The organism is Actinokineospora fastidiosa, assembly GCF_014648415.1.
GTDB classification, from domain to species: Bacteria; Actinomycetota; Actinomycetes; order Mycobacteriales; family Pseudonocardiaceae; genus Actinokineospora; species Actinokineospora fastidiosa.
Genome location: NZ_BMRB01000001.1, coordinates 1,526,437 through 1,545,215 on the forward strand (window position 1 = coordinate 1,526,437; position 18,779 = coordinate 1,545,215).

General features: G+C 71.5%; 24 protein-coding genes and 3 tRNA genes. 21 read left to right on the top strand and 6 right to left on the bottom strand.

Annotated features, from left to right (window positions below; all coding sequences use genetic code 11):
* Positions 1 to 2: 2 nt before the first annotated feature.
* A complete protein-coding gene (locus IEY98_RS07290) occupies positions 3 to 740 on the top strand; it encodes a DUF899 domain-containing protein (protein WP_189209448.1) in 738 nt (245 codons plus the stop codon).
* Between the two features lie 169 nt (positions 741 to 909).
* On the opposite strand, the gene IEY98_RS07295 is transcribed toward IEY98_RS07290, so the two are convergent.
* Positions 910 to 1,125, bottom strand: coding sequence for a hypothetical protein (locus IEY98_RS07295; RefSeq protein ID WP_189209449.1), 216 nt, complete (start codon positions 1,123 to 1,125; stop codon positions 910 to 912).
* Positions 1,126 to 1,219: 94 nt separating this feature from the next.
* Here IEY98_RS07295 and IEY98_RS07300 point away from each other — a divergent pair, with 94 nt between their 5' ends.
* A complete protein-coding gene (locus IEY98_RS07300) occupies positions 1,220 to 1,636 on the top strand; it encodes a hypothetical protein (protein WP_189209450.1) in 417 nt (138 codons plus the stop codon).
* 17 nt (positions 1,637 to 1,653) lie between these two features.
* On the opposite strand, the gene IEY98_RS07305 is transcribed toward IEY98_RS07300, so the two are convergent.
* The gene (locus tag IEY98_RS07305) at positions 1,654 to 2,799 is read right to left on the bottom strand and encodes a hypothetical protein (RefSeq protein ID WP_189209451.1); all 1,146 of its coding nucleotides are present in this window, start codon (positions 2,797 to 2,799) and stop codon (positions 1,654 to 1,656) included.
* Entirely contained in the window at positions 2,796 to 3,329 is a 534-nt protein-coding gene (locus tag IEY98_RS07310) for a SigE family RNA polymerase sigma factor (RefSeq protein WP_189209452.1), read from the bottom strand. Before IEY98_RS07310 ends, IEY98_RS07305 begins: the two co-directional genes overlap by 4 nt.
* A 98-nt stretch (positions 3,330 to 3,427) precedes the next feature.
* Between IEY98_RS07310 and IEY98_RS07315 the strand changes: the two genes are divergently transcribed.
* Both IEY98_RS07315 and IEY98_RS07320 read left to right on the top strand, forming a co-directional pair.
* The gene (locus IEY98_RS07315) at positions 3,428 to 3,838 is read left to right on the top strand and encodes a VOC family protein (RefSeq protein WP_189209453.1); all 411 of its coding nucleotides are present in this window, start codon (positions 3,428 to 3,430) and stop codon (positions 3,836 to 3,838) included.
* The gene (locus tag IEY98_RS07320; RefSeq protein WP_189209454.1) at positions 3,813 to 4,808 is read left to right on the top strand and encodes a winged helix DNA-binding domain-containing protein; all 996 of its coding nucleotides are present in this window, start codon (positions 3,813 to 3,815) and stop codon (positions 4,806 to 4,808) included. The genes IEY98_RS07315 and IEY98_RS07320 overlap by 26 nt, the downstream gene beginning before the upstream one ends.
* On the opposite strand, the gene IEY98_RS07325 is transcribed toward IEY98_RS07320, so the two are convergent.
* Positions 4,798 to 5,694: a GNAT family N-acetyltransferase gene (locus IEY98_RS07325; RefSeq protein ID WP_189209455.1), complete on the bottom strand. Its 897-nt coding sequence runs from the start codon at positions 5,692 to 5,694 to the stop codon at positions 4,798 to 4,800. The two genes, IEY98_RS07320 and IEY98_RS07325, sit on opposite strands and share 11 nt — an antisense overlap.
* Before the next feature lie 175 nt (positions 5,695 to 5,869).
* Here IEY98_RS07325 and IEY98_RS07330 point away from each other — a divergent pair, with 175 nt between their 5' ends.
* From IEY98_RS07330 to rplA, 11 genes are all read left to right on the top strand, one after another.
* A complete protein-coding gene (locus IEY98_RS07330; RefSeq protein ID WP_189209456.1) occupies positions 5,870 to 8,521 on the top strand; it encodes a putative bifunctional diguanylate cyclase/phosphodiesterase in 2,652 nt (883 codons plus the stop codon).
* A 79-nt stretch (positions 8,522 to 8,600) separates the two neighbouring features.
* Positions 8,601 to 8,673 (top strand) — tRNA-Thr (locus IEY98_RS07335).
* Between the two features lie 53 nt (positions 8,674 to 8,726).
* A tRNA-Met gene (locus IEY98_RS07340) sits at positions 8,727 to 8,799 on the top strand.
* 141 nt (positions 8,800 to 8,940) lie between these two features.
* Positions 8,941 to 9,105 (top strand): 50S ribosomal protein L33, encoded by a 165-nt coding sequence (gene rpmG, locus IEY98_RS07345; protein WP_189209457.1) that lies wholly within the window; start codon positions 8,941 to 8,943, stop codon positions 9,103 to 9,105.
* Positions 9,106 to 9,174: 69 nt separating this feature from the next.
* Positions 9,175 to 9,627, top strand: coding sequence for a MaoC family dehydratase N-terminal domain-containing protein (locus tag IEY98_RS07350; RefSeq protein ID WP_189209458.1), 453 nt, complete (start codon positions 9,175 to 9,177; stop codon positions 9,625 to 9,627).
* A complete protein-coding gene (locus tag IEY98_RS07355; RefSeq protein WP_189209459.1) occupies positions 9,624 to 10,055 on the top strand; it encodes a MaoC/PaaZ C-terminal domain-containing protein in 432 nt (143 codons plus the stop codon). Before IEY98_RS07350 ends, IEY98_RS07355 begins: the two co-directional genes overlap by 4 nt.
* 56 nt (positions 10,056 to 10,111) lie before the next feature.
* The gene (locus tag IEY98_RS07360; RefSeq protein WP_189209460.1) at positions 10,112 to 11,215 is read left to right on the top strand and encodes an aminotransferase-like domain-containing protein; all 1,104 of its coding nucleotides are present in this window, start codon (positions 10,112 to 10,114) and stop codon (positions 11,213 to 11,215) included.
* 165 nt (positions 11,216 to 11,380) lie between these two features.
* A tRNA-Trp gene (locus IEY98_RS07365) sits at positions 11,381 to 11,453 on the top strand.
* A gap of 69 nt (positions 11,454 to 11,522) precedes the next feature.
* Positions 11,523 to 11,963 (top strand): preprotein translocase subunit SecE, encoded by a 441-nt coding sequence (secE, locus tag IEY98_RS07370; RefSeq protein ID WP_189209461.1) that lies wholly within the window; start codon positions 11,523 to 11,525, stop codon positions 11,961 to 11,963.
* A 34-nt stretch (positions 11,964 to 11,997) separates the two neighbouring features.
* On the top strand, positions 11,998 to 12,780 hold the full coding sequence (nusG, locus tag IEY98_RS07375) for a transcription termination/antitermination protein NusG (protein ID WP_189209462.1): 783 nt from the start codon (positions 11,998 to 12,000) through the stop codon (positions 12,778 to 12,780).
* Positions 12,781 to 12,858: 78 nt separating this feature from the next.
* Positions 12,859 to 13,578 (top strand): 50S ribosomal protein L1, encoded by a 720-nt coding sequence (gene rplA / locus IEY98_RS07380; protein WP_189209463.1) that lies wholly within the window; start codon positions 12,859 to 12,861, stop codon positions 13,576 to 13,578.
* A 53-nt stretch (positions 13,579 to 13,631) separates the two neighbouring features.
* Here the strand turns inward: rplA and IEY98_RS07385 are convergent, their stop codons facing one another.
* Both IEY98_RS07385 and IEY98_RS07390 read right to left on the bottom strand, forming a co-directional pair.
* Positions 13,632 to 13,850 (bottom strand): hypothetical protein, encoded by a 219-nt coding sequence (locus tag IEY98_RS07385; RefSeq protein ID WP_189209464.1) that lies wholly within the window; start codon positions 13,848 to 13,850, stop codon positions 13,632 to 13,634.
* A 58-nt stretch (positions 13,851 to 13,908) separates the two neighbouring features.
* On the bottom strand, positions 13,909 to 14,661 hold the full coding sequence (locus tag IEY98_RS07390; RefSeq protein WP_189209465.1) for a hypothetical protein: 753 nt from the start codon (positions 14,659 to 14,661) through the stop codon (positions 13,909 to 13,911).
* 233 nt (positions 14,662 to 14,894) lie between these two features.
* Here IEY98_RS07390 and rplJ point away from each other — a divergent pair, with 233 nt between their 5' ends.
* The 6 genes from rplJ to IEY98_RS07420 all read left to right on the top strand — a co-directional run bounded on the left by rplJ (position 14,895) and on the right by IEY98_RS07420 (position 18,779).
* On the top strand, positions 14,895 to 15,440 hold the full coding sequence (rplJ, locus tag IEY98_RS07395; protein WP_189209466.1) for a 50S ribosomal protein L10: 546 nt from the start codon (positions 14,895 to 14,897) through the stop codon (positions 15,438 to 15,440).
* Positions 15,441 to 15,500: 60 nt separating this feature from the next.
* Positions 15,501 to 15,890 carry a 50S ribosomal protein L7/L12 gene (rplL, locus tag IEY98_RS07400; RefSeq protein ID WP_189209467.1) on the top strand — a complete coding sequence of 130 codons (390 nt, stop codon included), beginning with the start codon at positions 15,501 to 15,503 and terminating at the stop codon, positions 15,888 to 15,890.
* Positions 15,891 to 16,002: 112 nt separating this feature from the next.
* Positions 16,003 to 16,260: a hypothetical protein gene (locus IEY98_RS07405; protein ID WP_189209468.1), complete on the top strand. Its 258-nt coding sequence runs from the start codon at positions 16,003 to 16,005 to the stop codon at positions 16,258 to 16,260.
* Positions 16,248 to 16,640 carry a type II toxin-antitoxin system VapC family toxin gene (locus IEY98_RS07410; protein ID WP_189209469.1) on the top strand — a complete coding sequence of 131 codons (393 nt, stop codon included), beginning with the start codon at positions 16,248 to 16,250 and terminating at the stop codon, positions 16,638 to 16,640. Before IEY98_RS07405 ends, IEY98_RS07410 begins: the two co-directional genes overlap by 13 nt.
* A gap of 217 nt (positions 16,641 to 16,857) precedes the next feature.
* Positions 16,858 to 17,991 carry an ABC transporter ATP-binding protein gene (locus IEY98_RS07415; protein WP_189209470.1) on the top strand — a complete coding sequence of 378 codons (1,134 nt, stop codon included), beginning with the start codon at positions 16,858 to 16,860 and terminating at the stop codon, positions 17,989 to 17,991.
* Entirely contained in the window at positions 17,988 to 18,779 is a 792-nt protein-coding gene (locus IEY98_RS07420; protein WP_189209471.1) for an MlaE family ABC transporter permease, read from the top strand. Before IEY98_RS07415 ends, IEY98_RS07420 begins: the two co-directional genes overlap by 4 nt.

Sequence of the window (18,779 nt, forward strand, 5' to 3'; positions counted from 1 at the left end):
AGATGCGCAGGACCGGAACACGTGCGGAATGGCTGGCCGCCCGGCTGGAGTTGCTGGCGGAGGAGAAGGAGTTAACCAGGCGCAGCGACGAGTTGGCGCGGCGCAGGCGGGAGTTGCCCTGGGTCAGGGTGGAGAAGGACTACCGCTTCGACACCGACGAGGGGGAGGCGTCACTGGCCGATCTCTTCCAGGGTCGTTCGCAGCTGTTGGTCTACCACTTCATGTTCGCCCCCGAGTACGCTGCGGGCTGTCCGTCGTGTTCGGCGGTGGCCGACGGGTTCGACGGGTCGGTCGTCCACCTGGCCAACCACGACGTCACGCTGTGCGCGGTGTCGCGGGCGCCGCTGCCCCGGCTGCGGGAGTACAAGAAGCGCATGGGCTGGTCGTTCCCGTGGGCCTCGTCCTTCGCCAGCGACTTCAACTACGACTTCCACGCCGCGCACACCGAGGAGGAGTGGCGGGCGGGTGAGGTCGAGTACAACTTCCGCAAGCGGGACTTCCGCGGGTTGGACCTGGAAATCGCCGCGACCGTCGGCACCGACTGGGAGACCTATCGGCGCGAGGGCCCGGGCGTGAGCGCGTTCGCCCTGGAGGACGGCGTGGTCTACCACACCTACTCCGCCTACGAGCGCGGCATCGATGGCCTGTGGGGCATGTACCAGTGGCTCGACCGGGCCCCGCTCGGCCGCAATGAGACCGGGCTGTGGTTCCGCAGGCACGACGAATACCGATCGGCCTGACCCGTGCGACAGGGGAAGTCCCCGGACCCGGTGGTCCGGGGACTTCCCCGTCCCGGTGGGCGGGACCCGGGCGCGCTCCCTGCAAGCGGCGCCCGGGCCCCTCGGACCCCCGCGCGCGTGAGGGCGGTGGCGGGGGAATTCTGGCTAAGCAACAGTGAAATCGGGATTCTTATTCACCGTATCCGAGCGTGATTCGACTGCTCTTTTCGGCGCTGCCCATTGGGCCGTTCGGCAGGTTCGTCAGGAGACGAAAAGAGCAGGTGGCGGCGTCGTCACCCGAAAGACGGGCGTTGAAATCGAGCGAGCTGGTTAAATTTCCCCAACGTCCGGGAATGATCTTGCGGGAGTCGATGGCCATGAGAGTCAAGCGGCGCTTACTGCCCATTCTGTGCAGCCTTATCGCGGTCATGTCAGTGGCTCCGGCCGCCCATGCCGATCCGCCGAACCGGCCGGGGAAGGAGCCCCCGATCGCGCCTCGGGTGGACGGTGGCCCAATCCCGGGAGCGCCGACATACGAGCTCCGCGAGGGGGAGGTCGTCGCCGCGGACGAGATGACCGTGCAAGGGGTGTACCTGCCCTTCAACTTCGGTTTCAGCTTCGCGTACAGCCTGTCCTCGCGGACGTTCTGGCCGTCCTACAGCGGACGCGCCTGCGTGAACCTGCGCGGGACCGGCAGCTCGGACCCGACCTGGTACGGCCGGGAAATCCGCGTCGAGATGTGGAACGCCTACGGCACCGACACCAAGGTCGGCCCGACCGTGCGCTACTCGGTCAACGGCAACTACTACGGGTACTGCTGGACCGGCCTCTACCCGTACCACGAGCACTACTTCCGGCTCACCAAGGACTGGGGCGGCAGCAACGGGGTCTGGGGCGACGGCTGGGCCTCGCAGTAGGGATGTCGACGGGTGGGTCACGGCAGGCCCACCCGCCATCCCGTGGCGGGCGCCGCTGCCGGGTCGGCCGCGCGGACCAGCCGCCATGCCGCGCCGTCGGGTGCCACGGTGCCGAGCGTGACGGTGACGTCCTCCCGCACGAGCACGACCCGGTTGTCCGGGTAGACGATCCCGTCGGGACGGAACTCGCCGTCGTCGGTCAGCGTGCCGACGACATTGTTGTAGGGGACGACCGCGGTTCCCCACTCGCCCAGCGCGCTCAGATCGGTGTCCAGCACGCCTGACGGGCCGACCACGCCCAGCGCGCCGTCGCGGGTCGCGATGAGGTCGCCCTCGCTCGCGCCGTCGGCGACCAGCCCCTGGTCGGTCCGGCGCAGCCCGACCCGCGACACCGGGTCGGCGGTCCCCGCCGCCGGGTCCACTGCGCCGAGCGCGCCCAGGTCGAGGCGGCTGTTCCAGGCGGCGACCGGCTGCGCCACCTGCGCCCAGAACGCGCCGTCGACGTGGTGGTTGCCGTCGCCGAGGGAGTAGTCCAGCGCCGATGACACCAGGTTGGGGGCCGACAGGGTGGGCGCGGCCAGCCCGAACGCGATGCCCGCCACCTCGTCGCGCGGGTCCGGCCGGGCGGCGATGAACCCGATCGCGGGCGCGCCCGCCTCCACGGGCGCCACCGCCCGCAGCAGCAGTGTCGACATATCGATCTGTCGGCCCGCGGGGGTGGTGACGAAGGCGACCGACCCCTCGGCGGACACCATCGCCACCACCGCGAAGTTCGCGGTCCCCGAGTACGGCGGAGACCCGGCGAACACCGCCCGCACCGCCCCCGACGGCCGGTGCGGGCTCTGCCGCCAGGTCTCCTCCGCCCTGGCGAGCAGGTCGCGGTCGCCCGCGAGGGAGCCGCGCAGCGGCCACTCGGCGATCGGCGCGGCCGCCAGCGGGGTCACCACGTCCTGGCCCCAGTCCCGGTTGACCAGCAACGCGCCTGCCACCGCGATCAGCACGACGCTCAGGGCCGCAAACGCTTGAATGCGGTGTTGCCGCTGCTCGCGGCGGCGCTCGTGCACCCGCCGCAGCACCGTGTCCACCCTGGGCGGGGCGACCACCACCGAACCCGACTCCCGGCGCAGTCGCACCACGGCGGGGTCCTGCTCGTCAACGGTCATGTCCCCCTCCTCCCCGACTCCCGGTCGACGCCCGGCCAACCCCCGACGACGGCCTCGTCCGCCGCCCACAGCTCCTTCATCCGCGCCACGCCCCGGCTGGTCAGCGACTTGACCGTGCCGACGGTGCAGCCCAGCTCGACGGCGGCCTGGGCCTCGGAGAGGTCCAGCACGAACCGGGCGACCACCGCTGCGCGCTGGCGCGGCGGCAGCTTCTGCAGCACCAGCAGCACGTGGTCGCGGCTGGCGACCGACCCGGCGACGTCGGTCAGGTCGAGCTGCTCCGCGATCTCCTCCGGCGCCACCGGGGTGGCCTTCTTGGCCGCGCGCAGGAACTCGTGGTAGATCGCTTTGCGGACGTAGGCGACGGCGTTCTCCGCTGGCACCCGCCGCCACCGCTTCAGGCAGCGCAGCAGGGCCTCCTGGACGACCTCCTCGGCGTCCCACTGCCTGCCGGTGAGCATGACGGCGTAGCGCAGGAGCTGGGGATAGCGCTCCCGCACGAACTCGTCGAACTCCGGCTCAGCGCGCACGCCGTCCCCACCTCCCCTCCGCTCACCCCCTAGACCGAGCGGCCCGGGAAAAGGTTGCCGCCCCCGGCCGCCGTTGCCCAGCCGTTACTGTCGGCGGTATGCGTCCCGCCTTCCACCTCGCCATCCCCGTCGACGACCTGGCCGCGGCGCGCGCGTTCTACGGCGGGCTGCTCGGCTGCCCGCAGGGCCGCGAGAGCGACAGCTGGATCGACTGGGACCTGCGCGGACACCAGCTCGTCACCCACCTCGCGCCCCGCGCGGACGAGGCGAGCAACCCCGTCGACGGCCACGGCGTGCCCGTCCCGCACTTCGGCCTGGTGCTCGACGTCCCCGCCTTCCACGAGCTGGCGGCCCGGCTGCGGGCGGCGGGGACCGCGTTCGTCATCGAGCCCTACGTCCGGTTCGAGGGGCAGCCGGGGGAGCAGTGGACGATGTTCCTGCGCGACCCGGCGGGCAACGCGCTGGAGTTCAAGGCCTTCGCCGATGAGTCCCGGCTGTTCGCCCGCTGAGCGGCGCAGGCACCGCACGGCCGCGCAGGGCCTGGCCGGCGAGCGGCCCGCCGACGCGGTCGCGGCGGTCCGTCGGGTCCTCGCCCTGCAGTCGCAGGACGTCCGCGCCGCCCGCCTCGCCATCCGCGCCCGCACGCACGGCCTGACGAGGCACGACGTCGACAAGGCGCACGCGGACGGCGACCTCGTGCGCACCTGGGCCATGCGCGGGACCCTGCACGTCCTCGCCCGCGAGGACGTCGCCTGGGTCGTGGGCCTGCTCGGCCCCCGCTTCGCCCACGCGGGCCGGGGCAGGCGGAAGGCCCTCGGCCTCACCGACGACCTCTGCGCCCGCGGCGTCGACGTCATCGCCGAGGCCGCAGCCACGCCGGTGACCCGCGCGCGGATCGTCGAGGTCCTGAGCGCAGCGGGCATCGACCTCGACCCCAAGACCCAGGCCCCGATCCACCTGATCGCCTACGCGGCCATGACCGGCGCGATCGTGCGCGGCCCCGATCGCACCGACCGCGAGCCCACCTACGTCCGGTTCCAACCCGACCCCGTCGACGAGGACACCGCGCTCGCCCGCCTCGCCCAGCGCTACCTCGACGGCCACGCGCACGCCACGGCCGAGGACCTCGCCGCGTGGTCCGGCCTGCCGCTGACCAAGGCCCGCGCCGGGTTCGCCCGGGCCACCGCTCCGGAGCCGCGCGATCCCGGCCCGTCGGTCCGCCTGCTCAGCCACTTCGACGACTACCTGCTCGGCCACGCCGACCGCGAGCTGATCGTCCCCCAGCGGCTCGCCGAGCTGATCACGCGAGGCGGCATGGTCATGCCCGTCGTCCTGGTCGACGGCGAGGTCGTCGGCACGTGGAAGCTGCTGAACGAGCACGTGATCGAGGTCGACGCCCCGGGCGACCGGGCGGTCTACCGGGACGAGGCCGCCGACCTCGGGCGGTTCCTCGGCGCCGAGGTCGCCGTCAGGCGATAGCGGGCCGCCGCGACCACATCGTCCACAGCGGACGGTAGCCGTGCCGGTACCAGAACGGCGTCGAGCGCGGGTTCGGCAGCGCGTGGTGCAGCACCGACAGCGGCGCGGCCGCGTCCAGGGCCGCGAGGGCGTGCCCGACCAGGGCGCCGCCGATCCCGGAGCCGCGCACGGCCTCGGCGACCGACATCGTCTCCAGGTACCCGACCGGCGACACCGACGTGCAGCCCTGCACCCACTCGGCGCTCGGCGGGAGCTGGACGGTCGCCAGGCCCACCGCCGCGCCGTCCCGCTCGGCCAGCCACGACAGCGTCGTCGGCGCGCTCAGCCCGTGCCGCAGGCTGTTGGTCAGCGCCTCCCTGGTGTCGGCGCGCGGGGTGATCTTCCCGAACTGCGCGTCGTACTCGACGACCTCCATGTTCAAGGCCACCATCGCGGCCAGGTCGTCGGGCGTGCACGCCCGCACCCCGGGGCCCGGGACGGCGGCCGGTCGGCCCGCCCGCCGCACGGCGGTCACCGAGACCGGCACGAAGCCGCGGCGGATGAGCGCGGGCAGGGCCGCGGTGTCGCGGCTGGGCAGTTCCACCTCGGCGGCGCAGTCCAGGTCGCCCGGCGTCACCGGGGCCAGGCCCGCCAGCCACCGGTCCAGGACCCGGCCGAGGTCGTCCACCGGGTCCGGGCCCGCCACCCGCACGTCCAGCCGGTGCCTGCGCGCCGGGAACCACGTGCGCATGGCGGTGCTCTCCGGCGACTCCTGGTACGACGCCGCGCCCACCGCGCCGCCGTGCGCGATGCGCCCGGACTCCCTGGGCGCGGCCTGCTCAGGCAGCAGCGGATCGAGCGCGGCGACCCGGGCCGCGTGCTCGGCAACGATCGCGTCGACATCCATGGCCCCATGTAACCCCGGGAGGGGATCATGAATAAACAGCCGGGCGAATCACGGCCGTCCACAAGCTGGACGATCACGGAGATGGTGTCCGCGGGTAATCACGACACGTGCCACCGTCGCCTGATCGGGGTACAGTTTCCCCGCCGTCGCCCACCACGCCGCCCGAGGAGGTCGCATGTCGGACCACCCTGGGCAGACCACCGCCGAACCGCAGGCCGAAGCCCAGAACTGGCAGGCCGAGGAAGCCCCGAACCGCTCGTTCCTGGCCTTCTCCGTGCTCGTCCTGGTGTCCGCCCTCGTCACCGCGGGGTTGCTCTCCTGGTGGCTGCCGCAGCCGGAGAACCAGACCGTCTGGGTCGGGTTGCTGCTGGCCCTGGGCTTCCTGCTGGCCGAGCAGCTGGCGATCAACGTCGACGTGCGCAGCGGCGTGTCGTGGTCGATCACGTTCTGTGAGATCCCGCTGGTCATCGGGCTCTTCGTTGCGCCATTCGAGGTAGTGCTCGCCGCGCACCTGCTCGCCGGGGTGGGCACGCTGCTGATCCGGCGCGTGCAGGACCGCATCCTCTACAACGCGGGCGCCATGATCTTCGAGATCTGCGCCGCGTTCGCCGTCGCCACCTGGCTCAACGACATGCTGAGCGGCGTCGCCCCGGCCTGGACCGGCGTCGTCGCGGGCGCGCTGGCCGCGCCGCTGTCGTCCACCGCGCTCGCGCTGGTCTGCGTGCGCATCCTCGGCCGCAGGATGCGCGTCGGCGCCGCGGCCCGGCTGTTCCTGCGCACTACCGTCCTCGGCCTGGTGAACGCCTCCGTCGGCGTCGTCGGCTACCAGGTCGCCGTGCACGCCGAGTGGGGCTGGCCGCTGCTGGTGCTGGCCCTGGCCGGTCTCAGCGCGCTCTACATCGCCTACTCCGGCCTGCTGCGCGAGCAGCGCGACCTGGAGGCGCTCTCCGAGGTCAGCCTCATGGTCGCCCGCTCCGGCCACCAGGCAGCCGCCCGCCCGTCGCTGGGCGTGGCCGACCCGACCGAGGGCGCCGACGTCACCGACGCCGACGAGTGGCAGGTCATCGCCGACCGGGTCAAGGACCAGCTCGGCGCCGCCCGGGTCGTGCTGCGGCTGCGGTTCGAGCCGCAGGCCCCGATGCACGTGATCGTCTCCGGCGACGACCTCCCGGCCGACACCGTCGACCTCGACGCCACCGGCCCGCGCGCCGACGCCCTGCTGCGGCTGCCCGGCTCGCACGTGCGCCACTTCCGCCGCGTCGACTCGGTCCCGGAGATCCGCCAGGGCCTGCTGCGCCGCGGCGTCGACGAGGCGCTGGTCGCCCCGCTGCGCAGCGCCAACCACCTGCTCGGCGTCGTCGAGGCGCACGACAAGCTCTCCCGCTGGCGCGGCTTCGGCCAGGCCGACGTCCGGATGATCGGCACCATGGCCAGCCACCTGGCCACCGCGCTGGACAACCGGCGGCTGCTGGCCACCCTGCGCCACGACGCCTACCACGACCCGCTGACCGGCCTGCTCAACCGGCCCGGCTTCCGCCGCACCGCGGGCGACCTGCTGCGCCGCAAGCCCGACTCCGTCGTCCTGCGCATCGACCTCGACGTGCTGCCCGCCGTCAGCGACGCCCTCGGCTACGCCTGGAGCGACCGGATGATCGTCGCCGCCGGGCGCCGACTGCGCGACGCGCTCGGCCCGGAGGTCCCGCTGGCCCGGCTGGAGGGCGGCGCGTTCGCCATCCTGCTCGCCGACTGCGACCTCGCCGGGGACGCCGAGCGCCTGCAGGAGTCCGCCGAGCGCCTGCGCCGCGACCTCACCGCGCCGTACCCGGTCGACCGGCTCACCGTCGAGGCGGGCTCGGTCGTCGGCTACGCCAGCCCGCACACCGCCGACGCCGAGGGCGCCGAGCTCGACATCGAGGCCCTGCTCCAGCGCGCCGACGTCGCCCTGCGCGCCGCCCGCTCCTCCGGCGAGGCCGTGCGCGAGTACCTGCCCACGATGGGCCAGATCTTCCTGCGCCGCTTCCAGCTGGTCACCCAGTTCCGGCAGGCGCTGGAGACCGGCCAGGTCAAGGTGCACTACCAGCCCAAGGTCGCCCTGCCGAGCCGCCAGGTGCTCGGTGTGGAGGCGCTCGTGCGCTGGCGGCACCCGGAGTTCGGCAAGCTCGACCCGGACGAGTTCGTCCCCGCGGTCGAGGCTGCCGGTCTCGTCGACGCGCTGACCGGGTTCGTCATGGACCAGGCGCTGTGCCGGGTCCGCAAGTGGCTCGACCGCGGCCTGCGGATCTCCGCCGCGGTGAACCTCTCGGTGCGCAGCCTCGACGACGCCACCTTCCCCGACCGCGTGGCCGACGCGCTGGCCCGCCACGACGTGCCGCCGGAGCTGCTGACGCTGGAGCTGACCGAGTCCGGCGTCATGGCCGACCCGCAGCGCGCGTTGCCGGTCCTGCGCGCCCTGCACGCGTTAGGCGTCGTGCTGGCCGTCGACGACTTCGGCACCGGCTACTCGTCGCTGGCGTACCTGCGCCAGCTCCCGGTCGACGAGGTCAAGATCGACAAGAGCTTCGTGCTCGGCATGGGCACCGACCTCGGCGACCACGCCGTGGTCCGCTCGATCGTCGAGCTCGGCCACTCGCTCGGCCTGACGGTCGTCGCCGAGGGCGTCGAGGACGACCTCGCGCGCGACCAGCTGACCGCCATGGGCTGCGACGTCGCGCAGGGCTACCTGATCTCCCGGCCGCTGTCGGAGAGCAGGCTGGAGGCCTGGCTGCAGGCGCGGACGACGCAGGCCAAGGGCATGCGCGACGAGATGGTGCTCACTCTCCTGACCTGAGGCCACCCCCGGTTTTGGAGCTTGAACCGGGTCTGTGTAAAGTACTCCTCGTCGCCAGGGACGGGTCCCGAACGACAACGCCCCTTTAGCTCAGTCGGCAGAGCGTCTCCATGGTAAGGAGAAGGTCTACGGTTCGATTCCGTAAAGGGGCTCGTGGATCAGGCCGCGATACTGGCTAGGCGTATCGTGGCCTAGTTCCGTGCCAGGCGGTGTAGCTCAGTTGGTAGAGCAAGCGGCTCATAATCGCTGTGTCGTCGGTTCAAGTCCGGCCACCGCTACGCGACGGCGGAAGTGCGTCGGCGAAAGCGCCGACAATCGCTTCCGCCACCACCCTGGGGCCCAGCCCCAGACCCCAGCCGGGGGCGAGCCCCCGGACCCGGCGAGAGCCGGGAAACCCGGGACGTTAGAAAGGTTTCGCTGTGGCTGCAACTGACGTGCGACCGAAGATCACGCTGGCGTGCGAGGTCTGCAAGCACCGCAACTACATCACCAAGAAGAACCGGCGCAACGACCCGGACCGCCTGGAGATGAAGAAGTTCTGCCCGAACTGCGGCAAGCACCAGGCGCACAAGGAAACGCGCTAAACACCGCTTCCGCGAAGGCCGTCCCACCACCGGTGGGGCGGCCTTCGCGCGTCCCGTAGCCTTCCGCGCGTGGCTTTGGATCCAGCGTTCGTCGGCCGGGAGTACCCCGCGTGTGCGGTGTACGAGGTGAGCCGGGAGAAGATTAGGGAGTTCGCCGTCGCGATCGGGGAGACCGACCCCGTGCACACCGACCCGGAGGCCGCCAAGGCCGCCGGGCACCCGGACGTGATCGCGCCGCCGACGTTCACCACGATCATCAACCTCGCCGCGATCAACACGATCGTCACCGACCCGGCGCTCGGGCTGGACTACGGCCGGATGGTCCACGGCGACCAGGCCTTCACCTACCACCGCCCGGTCGTGGCTGGCGACGAGCTGACCGCGTCGTCCACCATCGAGGCGATCTCGCGCCGGGCGGGCAACGATTTCATCACCCTGCGCGCGGACATCGCCGACGCGGCGGGCAGGCCGGTCGTCACCGCGCGCGCCCAGCTGGTCGTCCGGGATGCGGAGGAAGCATGAGCGAGACCACGGCTCCGCGCGTCGCCGTCGGCGACGAGCTGCCCGCGATCGAGGTCCGGATCACCCGCGCCGACCTCGTCCGCTACGCGGGCGCGTCGCTGGACTTCAACCCGATCCACCTCAGCGAGCGCTTCGCCAGGTCGGTCGGCCTGCCCGACGTCATCGCCCACGGCATGCTGACCATGGCCATCGCGGGCCGGGTCGTCACCGCGTGGGGCAGGGGCGAGCTGCTCGACTACAGCGCCCGCTTCACCCGCCCCGTGGTCGTCCCGGACGACGACGAGGGCGCCGCGCTGACCGTCGCGGGCAAGGTCGCCGCCATCGACGAGGAGGACGGCGCCCGGATCGCCAGGATCGCCCTGTCGGCGCACTTCGACGGCAAGACCGTGCTGGGCAAGCCGGTCGCCAGGGTGCGCCTGTCCGACTGAGCGGCCCGGGAGCCCCGACCGGGGCTCCCGCGCCCGGCAGTCGTAGATTCGACGCCGTGACGTCCGACCTCATCTCCTTCGCCCGCGGCGCCCCGTCCCTCGACATCGTCGACATCGACGGGCTCAAGGCCGCCGCGGACGCCGCCCTGACCACCGACCCCGGTGGCGCGACCGGATACGGCACCGCCATCGGCTACCCCCCGCTGCGCAAGTTCCTGGCGGAGAAGCACGGCGTCGCCGAGGAGCAGGTGCTGGTCACCAACGGCTCCATGCAGGCGGACGCCTTCCTGTTCGACGAGCTCGTCGAGCCGGGCCGCGCGGTCGTCGTCGAGCGCCCGACCTACGACCGCACGCTGCTCGGCCTGCGCCAGCGCGGCGCGGACGTGCGCGCGGTCACCCTCGACACCGACGGCATCGACACCGAGGAACTGGCCGCCCTGCTGGAGTCCGGGGTGCGCCCGACGTTCGCGCACGTCATCCCGAACTTCCAGAACCCGGCGGGCTACACCCTCAGCGCCGCGAAGCGGGCCCGGCTGGTGGAGCTGGCCGAGGCGCACGACTTCATCGTCTTCGAGGACGACCCGTACGTGCAGATCCGCTTCGCCGGTGAGCCGCTGCCCACCATGCTGGAGCTGGACGGCGGCCGGGGGCGCGTGGTGTACGCCAGCTCGTTCTCCAAGACCGTCGCCCCCGGCGTGCGGGTGGGCTACCTGGTCGGCCCCGCCGACCTCATCGCCCGCATCCGCGTGCGCGCGACCAACACCTACATCTCGCCCAACATGCTCGCCCAGGCGATCGTGTACCGGTTCTGCGTCGACGGCGGCCTGGAGCGCTCGGTGGCCACGGTCAACGCCGCCCTGCGCGAGCGTGCCGACGTGCTGTGCGACGCGCTGGCCAAGCACATCCCGGACGCGCGGTTCACCAAGCCCGACGGCGGCTACTTCATGTGGGTCGAGCTGCCCGATGGCGTGAACGTCGGCGAGCTGCTGACCGCGGCCGAGCAGCGCGGGGTCACCTTCGTCAAGGGCACGGACTTCCTGCTCGACGGCGGCGAGTCGACGCTGCGCATGGCCTACTCCGGCGTGCGGACGGACCAGATCGAGGAGGGCGTCGCGCGCATCGCCGACGCCCTGGGGTCGCTGCGGGTCAGCGCGGGCTGACCCGGCGCCACCGCGTGGCCGGGACCGGTTTCCGGCCACGCGGCGGCGTGCCGTAGAGTGGTCGGAGCGACTCGACGAGCCGCGACTGGCTGTGCCGCCCGCGGTGCGGCTAGGGTGGGGCACGTCGAACCAGGCGCGGTTCGCCAGTCCGCTGGCGGTTCGCGAAGGGGTGTAGCTCAATTGGCAGAGCAGCGGTCTCCAAAACCGCAGGTTGCAGGTTCAAGTCCTGTCGCCCCTGCGTTTGACGTCCGGTGCGGCTGACCGTCGCACCGGATGCGAGGTCAGCACACCGAGCGGAGGAACTGGCGTGGCCGACGAAGTGGAGCGGGAAGAGGGCGCCGAGCGTCCGGCTCGTCCCGCGGGCGCCGCGTCCCGGCGGGAGCGGCGCGGAGCCGCCCGCCCGGCGGGCCGCTCGGACGGCGACAAGGCCGCCGACAAGCCCACCGCGAAGGCGTCCGCCAAGTCGGTGGGCAAGGCCAAGCCCGGGAAGGCCGACGCAGACGCGGCGGACCGCAAGGGCAGGCCCACCCCCGCCCGGGACCGCAAGGACACCCGGGTGGGCTTCCTCGGCCGCATCGGGCGGTTCCTGCGCGAGGTCGTCGCCGAGCTGAAGAAGGTCATCTGGCCGACGCGCAAGCAGATGATCACCTACACCGCCGTGGTGCTGGTGTTCGTGGCGTTCATGATCGCGGTGATCTCCGGCCTGGACCTGGCGCTCGGCAAGGGCGTGCTCTGGCTCTTCGGCTAGACCGCGTGATGGACGAAAGGAAGCGGGACCAACAGTGACCTCCGAGAACGGCGCCGTCGGCGGCGAGCTGACCAGCCCGCCCGACGACGACCAGGTGTACGCCGACGAGCAGGCCGCGGACACCGAGCCGGAGCAGGCGCAGGAGTCCCCGGACGACGCCGCCGACGCGGCGGACGAGCAGGCCGATGACGAGCAGGCCGACGACGAGGTCGACCCGGCCGCCCAGATGCGCGAGGCGCTGCGCCGCGCGCCGGGCGAGTGGTACGTCGTGCACTCCTACGCGGGCTACGAGAACAAGGTCAAGACCAACCTCGAGACCCGGATCCAGACCCTGGACATGGAGGAGTACATCTTCCAGGTCGAGGTGCCGACCGAAGAGGTCACCGAGATCAAGAACGGCCAGCGCAAGCAGGTCCAGCGCAAGGTGCTGCCCGGCTACATCCTGGTCAGGATGGACCTCAACGACGGGTCGTGGTCCGCGGTGCGCAACACCCCGGGCGTGACCGGGTTCGTGGGCGCGACGAACAAGCCGTCGCCGCTGACCATCGACGAGGTGCTCAAGTTCCTGCTCCCGCAGGTCGAGCGCGAGAAGCCCGCCGCGGCGGGCAAGGCGGCCACCGCCACGGCGGCCCGGCCCACCGTCGAGGTCGACTTCGAGATCGGCGAGTCGGTCACCGTCATGGACGGCCCGTTCGCCACGCTGCCCGCGACGATCTCCGAGGTCAACGCCGACCAGCAGAAGCTCAAGGTCCTGGTGTCGATCTTCGGCCGGGAGACCCCGGTCGAGCTGTCGTTCACCCAGGTCTCCAAGATCTGACGCCCCGCCGGGGTGTCTTTCGTGGGAGGGCCAATGCGCGGCCCGCACCACAACTGATCCGCTAGGTAAGGAACAGCAATGGCAAAGCGCAGCAAGGCATACGCCGAGGCGGCCAAGCTCATCGACAAGGCCAAGCTCTACTCCCCGCTCGAGGCGGCGAAGCTGGCCAAGGAGACCTCCAAGGTCAAGCTGGACGCCACCGTCGAGGTCGCGATGCGGCTCGGCGTCGACCCCCGCAAGGCCGACCAGATGGTCCGCGGCACCGTCAACCTGCCGCACGGCACCGGCAAGACGGCCCGCGTGATCGTGTTCGCCGTCGGCGACAAGGCCGCCGAGGCCGAGGCCGCCGGCGCCGACGCGGTGGGCGCGGAGGACCTGATCGAGCGCATCCAGGGCGGCTGGCTGGACTTCGACGCCGCGATCGCCACCCCGGACCAGATGGCCAAGGTCGGCCGGATCGCCCGCATCCTCGGCCCGCGCGGCCTGATGCCGAACCCGAAGACCGGCACCGTGACCCCGGACGTCACCAAGGCCGTCAACGACATCAAGGGCGGCAAGATCAACTTCCGGGTGGACAAGCAGGCCAACCTGCACCTGGTGATCGGCAAGGCGTCGTTCGACCACGCCAAGCTGGTGGAGAACTACGCCGCCGCGCTCGACGAGATCCTGCGCGCCAAGCCCTCGGCGGCCAAGGGCCGCTACGTCAAGAAGGTGACCTTCACCACGACGATGGGCCCCGGCATCCCGGTCGACCCGACCCGGACCCGCAACCTGCTCGAAGAGGACGCCCAGGCCTGATCCTGGTTCTGTCGACGGGCCCCGCCGGTACTCCGGCGGGGCCCGTCGGTCTCTCACGCCCGGGACTTGCGGCTCTCGAGCAGTTCCAAGAGCGCGGCCGCGACCACGATCACGGCGACGGAGACGATCCACCAGTACGGCTCGGGCAGCCGGAGCGGGAGGGCGAGGACCGGATTCCAGTCGAACACCCGCGACACCAGCGGCACCACGCCCTCGTAGATCCCGACGACGAACACGACGGCCTGTAGCGCCTCGATCCCCCTGCGTTCCATGAGTCGAACCTAGCGCTGACCGGTGTCGCCGCGGTTCTTACTGGCGAACTAGGCCGCTTTACCGGCAATCGGCTGCTTCCTTCTGGTGATCGGTGATGATCCACTGGTCACCCTTCGACCTGGGGATGATCCGGAACGTGAACCGTCCCAGCGGCGGACCGCCCTCGATCTCGAGTTCACACGAGCTGATGACCACGTTGCCGTCGGGACCAGGCCTCAGTTTCTCCAACCAGGGCCGGTGGCGGGCGTACGAGGTGGTGTCGGTGACCTCATCCGACAGGCGCTGGACCGCGACCTCACAGCTCGGGGCGTTGAAATGGTCGGCGAACCGCTGCTCCAGCTCCGGCGTCTCGAATCGATGGCAGGCGTGCGTGCGTGTGGTGGGGTCCGTTCCGCCTCCGACCTCCTTGTAGAACAGCCGAAACGCCTCCGCGGCGCTGGAGGCGTGGATCACGCTGCGCGTCTCCTGGTGGCCGCCGGTGATGTGGGCAGGCAGATTCTCGTCGGGATCACCGAAGTAGTGGTTGAGCGCCCAAGAGGCAGCCACAAGCAACGCGAGCAGGAACGCGATCTTGCGGACCAGTTTGCTGAACAGGATCCTCCGCCACAGCGGACGCCGATACGGCGGGGGCAACGGTGGCAGCCTGCCTTCGCGCTGGGCTTCCTCCAACCGCTGGAACTCCTGGAAACGCTGGAATCTCTGCCACTGCTCGGCATCGAACCCCGTGTCCGGCACGGCGGGCGGCTGGCCGTCGGGAACTGCGGGGGGCGGACCCGGACGGTCGTGCGGGGGCTGCTGATCGTCGGCCACCGCCTCATCATGCCGGGGGCGATTTGGAAGGTACAGCCGGCGGCGCGTAGTCTTGTCGAGGTTTCACCGAAGACCGCTGGTTCCTCTTCGATCCCGGAGAGGTGAAATGCCCCGAGTGGGCGGCCCGCGCAGGGGGAACGGGTTGGTCTCTTCTCACGCCCCGTGCCGTCCTGCGCCGGGGCGTTCGTCGTCTCTGGGCTTCCGGCGTCAGCCCAACGAGAGGAGGCGACACCATGGCGAAGCCCGACAAGGTGGCCGCTGTCGACGAGATCGCGGACCGGTTCCGCAGCAGCTCGGCGGCCGTCGTCACCGAGTACAGCGGCCTCACCGTGTCGCAGCTGACCACGCTGCGTCGCGCTCTCGGCACCGGCGCGTCCTACCGCGTCGCGAAGAACACCCTGGTCAAGCGCGCTGCCGAGGAGGCGGGCGTCACCGGCCTGGAGAGCCTGTTCGTCGGTCCCACCGCCATCGCCTTCATCGAGGGCGAGCCGGTGGACGCGGCCAAGGCGCTGCGCGATTTCGCCAAGGACAACAAGGGTCTGGTCATCAAGGGCGGCTACATGGACGGCCGCCCGCTCACCGTCGAAGAGGTCACCCGCATCGCGGACCTCGAGACGCGTGAGGTGCTGCTCGCCAAGCTGGCGGGCGCGATGAAGGGCAACCTGAGCAAGGCCGCTGGCCTGTTCGCCGCCCCGGCGTCCCAGGTCGCCCGCCTGGCCGCCGCCCTGCGCGACAAGAAGGCCGAAGGCGCTCCCGCCGACGAGCCTGCCGAGAGCTGATCCACCACCCGGATAACCCGCGCCCGGAGCACCGGGTGTGCACGTGAAAGGAACGCCACCATGGCGAAGCTGAGCAACGACGACCTGCTCGACGCCTTCAAGGAGATGACCCTCCTGGAGCTGTCGGAGTTCGTGAAGCTGTTCGAGGAGACCTTCGAGGTCACCGCCGCCGCCCCGGTCGCCGTCGCGGCCGCCCCGGCGCAGGGTGGCGCCGCCGCCCCGGCCGAGGAGGAGAAGGACTCCTTCGACGTCATCCTCGAGGGCGCTGGCGACAAGAAGATCCAGGTCATCAAGGTCGTCCGCGAGGTCGTCACCGGCCTGGGCCTGAAGGAGGCCAAGGAGCTGGTCGAGGCCGCCCCGAAGCCCATCCTCGAGGGCGTCAAGAAGGACGTCGCCGACGCGGCCAAGGAGAAGCTGGAGGCCGCGGGCGCCAAGATCAGCCTCAAGTGATCTCGGCGTAGCGCCTCGCTCGAAGGCCCGGTCCCCGGTGGGGCGCCGGGCCTTCGGCTTGTCCGCACCGGCAAGGTGTTGCACCTTTGCGAAGAAGTGCGACACTTGGCCGGTGCCCACGGAGAACCCGCGCCACACGATCACCGAGGACGAGGTGGTCCGCGCCGCGCTGGACGAGGCCGCGCTGCGCTGGCCGGAGCTGCGGGACCGGCCGAGCAAGCTGCTGCGCAGGCTGGTCGCGGAGGGGCACCGCGCCATCCGCGAGTCCGCGGACGGCAGGCGCGCCGCCGTCATCGCCACCTCCGGCATCGCCACCGGCGCCTACGGCCCCGGCCACCTCGGCGAGCTGCGCGACGAGTGGCCGTCGTGATCGTCGTCGACGCGGGCGTGCTCATCGCGCACTTCGACCGCACCGAGGTCCACCACGAGCGGGCCACGCGGCTGCTGCTCGCCACCGGCGACGAGCCGCTGCGCATGGGCGCGCTGACCATGGCCGAGGTGCTGGTCGGCCCGTGCAAGACCGGCACGGAGGACACCGTGCGCCGCGCCATGGACCAGCTCGGCCTGCAGGTCGTGGGCCTGTCGTCGTCGCAGGTGGCGGCCCTGGCCGGACTGCGCGCCACCACCGGCCTCCCGATGCCGGACTGCTGCTCGCTGCTCACCGCGGAGACCTACGGCGCGAAGCTGGCGACCTTCGATGACCGATTGATGCGGATCGCCGCCGTCCGGGCGGTCCACGTCCTCTCCTGAGCCACCGAACGGGTGTGCGCGGTGCTGCGTTCTGCCCGCGACAGCACTCTGTGTGGTGCGCGTCATAGCCCCCTTGAACCAGGCAAGGGCCGAACAGGTACGTTCTGAACTCCGCAGTAACTTCAGCAGTAACCAGTGCCTGTCGCCGTCGTTGCACCTGGGTAGCAACGCCGAGCGGGCGGCGGGCGTTGACGGCGGGAAGTCGGGAGGGTCGCGGATGGGCGCCGAGGTGGTCATCGAGGGGCTGACGAAGTCCTTCGGCAGGCAGGCCATCTGGCGGGACGTCTCCCTGACGCTCCCGCCGGGCGAGGTCTCGGTCATGCTCGGGCCCTCCGGCACCGGCAAGTCCGTCTTCCTGAAGTCGATGATCGGCCTGCTCAAGCCCGACCGCGGCTCCTGCCTCATCAACGGCGTCGACATCGTCACCTGTTCCGAACAGCAGCTCTATGAGACCCGCAAGCTGTTCGGCGTGCTGTTCCAGGACGGCGCGCTGTTCGGCTCGATGAACCTGTTCGACAACGTCGCCTTCCCGCTGCGCGAGCACACCCGCAAGTCCGAGGCCGAGATCAAGCGGATCGTCCTCGAGAAGCTGGAGATGACGGGCCTGCAGGGCGCGGAGAAGAAGCTGCCCGGCGAGATCTCCGGCGGCATGCGCAAGCGCGCCGGGCTGGCCCGCGCGCTGGTGCTGGACCCGCAGATCATCCTCTGCGACGAGCCCGACTCCGGCCTCGACCCGGTCCGCACCGCGTACCTGAGCCAGCTCCTCATCGACCTCAATGCCCAGATCGACGCGACGATCCTCATCGTCACGCACAACATCAACCTCGCCCGCACGGTCCCGGACAACCTGGGCATGCTGTTCCGCAAGGAGCTGGTCATGTTCGGGCCCCGCGAGGTGCTGCTGACCAGCGACGAGCCCGTCGTCGAGCAGTTCCTCAACGGCAGGCGGCTCGGCCCCATCGGCATGTCGGAGGAGAAGGACGCCGCGACGATGGCCGCCGAGCAGGCGCACGCCGCGGCGGGCCACTCCGACGGGTCGCCGGAGGAGGACCTGCGCGGCATCGTCCCGCAGATCGAGCCGACGCCGGGGCTGCCCGAGCGCCAGGCCGTGCGCCGCCGCAAGGACCGCGTCATGCGGATCCTGCACGAGCTGCCGCCCGCCGCGCAGGAGGGCATCATCGCCTCCCTGACCCCCGAGGAGCAGCGCCGCTACGGCGTGCGCGCGGGCGCCCACGCCGCGGGGAGGCCGCGCGTCGCGGTGCCCAGCCCGACGCCGAGGACGGGGTTCAGCGGGTCGCTCGCCGACACGGACGTGGCGAACCTGCCGCGCACCGACTGGGGATCGCGATGACGGCGCGCACCGCGCGCCCGATGCCCGGCGCGGGGGCGCTGCGGGAGACCGGCAGGCTGTTCGCGCTCGGCCTCGACGTCGCGGTCAACATCTTCAAGCGGCCGTTCCAGTTCCGCGAGTTCATCCAGCAGTGCTGGTTCATCGCCAGCGTCACGATCCTGCCGACCGCGCTCGTCGCCATCCCGTTCGGCGCGATCGTCGCGCTGCAGCTGGGCACGCTGATCGTCCAGCTCGGCGCGCAGAGCTTCACCGGGGCGGCCAGCGTGCTGGCGATCATCCAGCAGGCCGCGCCGCTGGTGACCGCGCTGCTGGTGGCGGGCGCGGGCGGCAGCGCGATCTGCGCCGACATCGGCTCGCGCACCATCCGCGAGGAGATCGACGCGATGGAGGTGCTGGGCGTCTCGCCGATCCAGCGCCTGATCGTGCCCAGGGTGCTCGCCGCGATGCTGGTCGCCGTGCTGCTCAACGGCCTGGTCAGCGTGGTCGGCGTGATGGGCGGCTACTTCTTCAACGTCGTGCTGCAGGGCGGGACGCCGGGCGCGTACCTGGCCAGCTTCTCGGCCCTGGCGCAGCTGCCGGACCTGTGGATCAGCGAGCTCAAGGCGCTGATCTTCGGCTTCATCGCGGGCGTGGTCGCCGCCTACCGCGGCCTGAACCCGAAGGGCGGCCCCAAGGGCGTCGGCGACGCGGTGAACCAGTCCGTCGTCATCACGTTCCTGCTGCTGTTCTTCGTCAACTTCGTGCTGACCGCGGTGTACCTGCAGGTCGTCCCGGCGAAGGGGAGCTGA

Bases quoted from the DNA above. Each gene is read 5' to 3' on its own strand.
- IEY98_RS07385 (WP_189209464.1), bottom strand. From the start codon at position 13,850: ATGGAACGCAGGGGGATCGAGGCGCTACAGGCCGTCGTGTTCGTCGTC.
- rplL (WP_189209467.1), top strand. From the start codon at position 15,501: ATGGCGAAGCTGAGCAACGACGACCTGCTCGACGCCTTCAAGGAGATG.
- IEY98_RS07290 (WP_189209448.1), top strand. From the start codon at position 3: ATGCGCAGGACCGGAACACGTGCGGAATGGCTGGCCGCCCGGCTGGAG.
- IEY98_RS07320 (WP_189209454.1), top strand. From the start codon at position 3,813: ATGAGTCCCGGCTGTTCGCCCGCTGAGCGGCGCAGGCACCGCACGGCC.
- IEY98_RS07305 (WP_189209451.1), bottom strand. From the start codon at position 2,799: ATGACCGTTGACGAGCAGGACCCCGCCGTGGTGCGACTGCGCCGGGAG.
- IEY98_RS07325 (WP_189209455.1), bottom strand. From the start codon at position 5,694: ATGGATGTCGACGCGATCGTTGCCGAGCACGCGGCCCGGGTCGCCGCG.
- rplJ (WP_189209466.1), top strand. From the start codon at position 14,895: ATGGCGAAGCCCGACAAGGTGGCCGCTGTCGACGAGATCGCGGACCGG.
- IEY98_RS07415 (WP_189209470.1), top strand. From the start codon at position 16,858: ATGGGCGCCGAGGTGGTCATCGAGGGGCTGACGAAGTCCTTCGGCAGG.
- IEY98_RS07355 (WP_189209459.1), top strand. From the start codon at position 9,624: ATGAGCGAGACCACGGCTCCGCGCGTCGCCGTCGGCGACGAGCTGCCC.
- IEY98_RS07420 (WP_189209471.1), top strand. From the start codon at position 17,988: ATGACGGCGCGCACCGCGCGCCCGATGCCCGGCGCGGGGGCGCTGCGG.
- IEY98_RS07295 (WP_189209449.1), bottom strand. From the start codon at position 1,125: ATGGGCAGTAAGCGCCGCTTGACTCTCATGGCCATCGACTCCCGCAAG.
- IEY98_RS07330 (WP_189209456.1), top strand. From the start codon at position 5,870: ATGTCGGACCACCCTGGGCAGACCACCGCCGAACCGCAGGCCGAAGCC.
- rplA (WP_189209463.1), top strand. From the start codon at position 12,859: ATGGCAAAGCGCAGCAAGGCATACGCCGAGGCGGCCAAGCTCATCGAC.
- IEY98_RS07315 (WP_189209453.1), top strand. From the start codon at position 3,428: ATGCGTCCCGCCTTCCACCTCGCCATCCCCGTCGACGACCTGGCCGCG.